Annotated in this window: 3 protein-coding genes; all 3 read left to right on the top strand. The window is 69.0% G+C overall.

The window, feature by feature from the left end; translation table 11 throughout:
* Positions 1-134: 134 nt before the first annotated feature.
* Genes nhaA through ACFWPJ_RS20330 form a run of 3 tightly spaced genes read left to right on the top strand, consistent with a single transcriptional unit; the run spans position 135 to position 2,923 of the window.
* The gene (nhaA, locus tag ACFWPJ_RS20340; RefSeq protein ID WP_378853526.1) at positions 135-1,358 is read left to right on the top strand and encodes a Na+/H+ antiporter NhaA; all 1,224 of its coding nucleotides are present in this window, start codon (positions 135-137) and stop codon (positions 1,356-1,358) included.
* Between the two features lie 31 nt (positions 1,359-1,389).
* A complete protein-coding gene (locus ACFWPJ_RS20335) occupies positions 1,390-1,881 on the top strand; it encodes a phage holin family protein (protein WP_378853524.1) in 492 nt (163 codons plus the stop codon).
* A 55-nt stretch (positions 1,882-1,936) separates the two neighbouring features.
* Positions 1,937-2,923 carry an alpha/beta fold hydrolase gene (locus tag ACFWPJ_RS20330; protein WP_378853522.1) on the top strand — a complete coding sequence of 329 codons (987 nt, stop codon included), beginning with the start codon at positions 1,937-1,939 and terminating at the stop codon, positions 2,921-2,923.
* Positions 2,924-3,031: the final 108 nt, after the last annotated feature.

The raw sequence follows: 3,031 nt of genomic DNA, 5'->3' as shown, positions 1-3,031 counted from the left end.
TCACCCCGGCCGGCTCCGTTAGAATTGCGTACCGGTGTGCCGGGAAGGCTGGTCGGCATGCGGTCGTGAATCCGAGGCACCGCAGGGTGGGATGAGCGCCCGCAGCGCTGTCGACTCTGCCGGAAGGCCCGCCCGTGATCACCCGTGTTCGTAATGAGCTGACCCGCTATCTGCGCATCGAAACCGTCGGTGGAGCATTGCTGCTCATCGCCGCGGCCATCGCGCTGATCTGGGTGAACTCACCGTGGGGCGCGAGCTATCAAACGATGGTCGACACCCATCTGAGCATCTCCGCGCTGCACCTCGATCTCACCCTGGCCGACTGGACCAAGGACGGGCTGCTCGCGATCTTCTTCTTCGTCGCCGGGCTCGAGCTCAAACGCGAATTCGTCGTCGGCGAGCTGGCCGACCCCAAGCGGGCCGCGCTGCCCATCATCGCCGCCGTGGGCGGCGTCGTCACCCCGGCCCTGATCGCGATCGTGGTCGGCTACGGCGTGCCAGGAATGGACAAGGGCTGGGCTATCCCGGTCGCCACCGACATCGCGTTCGCGCTCGCCGTACTCGCCATGACCGGTTCGCGGATCCCGGCCAGTGCGCGGGTGTTCCTGCTGAGCCTGGCCGTTGTCGACGATCTGCTCGCGATCATCGTCATCGCGGTGCTGTTCACCGCGTCGCTGTCGATCCTGTGGCTCGGTGTCGCCATCGCCTGCTGCGCGGCCTGGGCGCTGGCGCAACGGCAGCGGCTGCACACTCCGCTGTTCTACCTTCCGATCGCGCTGGTCTGCTGGTACGCGCTGCACGAAGCGGGCATCCATCCGACGCTGGCCGGTGTCGCGCTCGGGTTGTTGACCAGGGTGCGCAAGGACCCCGGCGAGAAGACCGCGCCCGCCACCCATCTCGAGCATGTCGTGCAGCCGATCTCGGCCGGCTTCTGCGTGCCGCTGTTCGCGTTGTTCGCCTCCGGGGTCCCGCTCAACGGCGCGGTGTTCGGGTCGCTGTTCACCGACCGGCTGTCGCTGGCGATCATCCTCGGACTGTTGCTGGGCAAGACGATCGGCATCTTCGGAATCAGCTGGGTCGCGATCCGGCTGGGCTGGGCGAAACGACCGGCGGCGCTGGAATATCGCGACATGTTCGCCCTGTCGGTACTCGGTGCGATCGGGTTCACCGTTAGCCTGCTGGTGGCGGAACTCGCGCTGGCCGATGTCGGTGACGACGCCATCGATCTGGCGAAGGCCGCCGTCCTGGTGACCTCCATGGCAGCATCGCTGCTCGGATCGGCGCTACTGTTGCGCCGAGGACGTGTGCACCAGGCGCGCCGCGACGCGGACGAGTTACAACCGGACAGTGAGGCCTAGTAGTGCCAGGACAGGGAGAAGGGTCGACGAAGTGAGTTACACCCAAGGCGGAAATGACGGTCGCACGGTCACTTCCATCCCGTTGACCGACGCCAACCCGCCCGGATCGGCGAGCATCGGCAGCCTCGTCCGCGACGCGACCGAACAGATGTCGACCCTCGTGCGCGCCGAGGTGGCGCTGGCCAAGGCCGAGGTCACCGCCGAGGTCCGCAAGGGCCTGACCGGCAGCGTTTTCTTCATTCTCGCGCTGGTGGTACTGCTGTTCAGCTCGTTCTTCTTTTTCTTCTTCCTCGCCGAGCTGCTCGACTGGGTTGGCCTGTGGCGTTGGGCCGCCTTCCTGATCGTGTTCGTGCTGATGGTGGCAGTCACCGCGCTGCTGGCCTTCCTCGGCTGGCTCAAGGTGCGCAAGCTGCGGGCGCCGGCGAAGACGATCAACTCGCTCAAGCAGACCGCCGAGGTGCTGCCTGCCGCGCTCACCCACAGTGAGCACGCTCCCGCGCTGGAGAAGTCGGCCGGCCGATGACGCGCCGGGCGGGCCCGGTCGCGACGGCCGGACCCGCCTACTAGGCTCGACCGGCGTGTCGTCCAACTCATTCCCGGATCCGTCCAGCGTCCGTTACGACGGGCCGTGGACGCACCGGGACGTGCACGCCAACGGGATCCGCTTCCACGTCGTCGAGGCCGACGGGCCGGATCGTTCCGATGCCCCGCTGGTGCTGCTGCTGCACGGCTTCGCCGACTTCTGGTGGTCATGGCGGCATCAGCTGACCGGGCTCGCCGACCACGGGTATCGCACCGTCGCCGTCGACCTGCGCGGCTACGGCGACAGCGACAAACCGCCACGCGGCTACGACGGCTGGACCCTCGCCGGTGACATCGCCGGCCTCATCCGGGCGCTCGGCCACACCGAGGCCACGCTCGTCGGCCACGCCGAGGGCGGCCTGGTCTGCTGGGCCACCGCGGTCCTGCATCCCCGGCTGGTCCGCTCGATCGCCGTGGTGAGCTCGCCGCATCCCGCGGCACTCAAGAGCGCGGTCCTGCGCGATCCCGCCCAGCGCGCCACCTGGCTGCCCGACTTCCTGCGCTACCAGCTGCCGCGCTACCCCGAACATCTGCTCACCCGCCGCGACGGCGCCGAGGTGGAGCGGATGCTGCGCGAGCGGGTGAGCGAATCCTGGTCGCGCACGGCCGAATTCACCGAGACCGCGGCGCGGATGCGCACCGCCATCCGGATCCCCGGCGCCGCGCACAGCGCGCTGGAGTACCAGCGGTGGGCCTTCCGCAGCCAGTGGCGTCCCGACGGCAAGCGCTTCATGGCGACCATGCGCACCCCGATCGACATCCCCGTGCTCGGCCTGCGCGGCGAACACGACCCCTATCTGCTGCCCGCCACGGTCCACCGTGGGGCGCGACTGTCACCGGATCGGACCCTGGTATCGATTCCGGGCGCGGGGCACTACGCCCACCAGGAGAACCCCCGCAAGGTCAACGAGGTGCTGACCACCCGCTGGCGTGAGCAGAACGGGGTCAACGGGTCACCGAAGGACGGGCTCGTCTCGCCGTGATCTTGGAGCGCTGGCGCGCTCGAGGTCGCGGCCCCTCCTGTCCCGGGGGGGGTGGGGCGGGGCAGGGGTGGGTGGGTGTGAGGAAGAGGCCGCGAGCCCGGCGGAGGC

The sequence above is a fragment of the Nocardia sp. NPDC058497 genome (assembly GCF_042720195.1).
GTDB lineage: Bacteria > Actinomycetota > Actinomycetes > Mycobacteriales > Mycobacteriaceae > Nocardia.
Note: the sequence above shows the minus strand (reverse complement) of the source record. Positions and strands in the feature narration are given on the sequence as shown.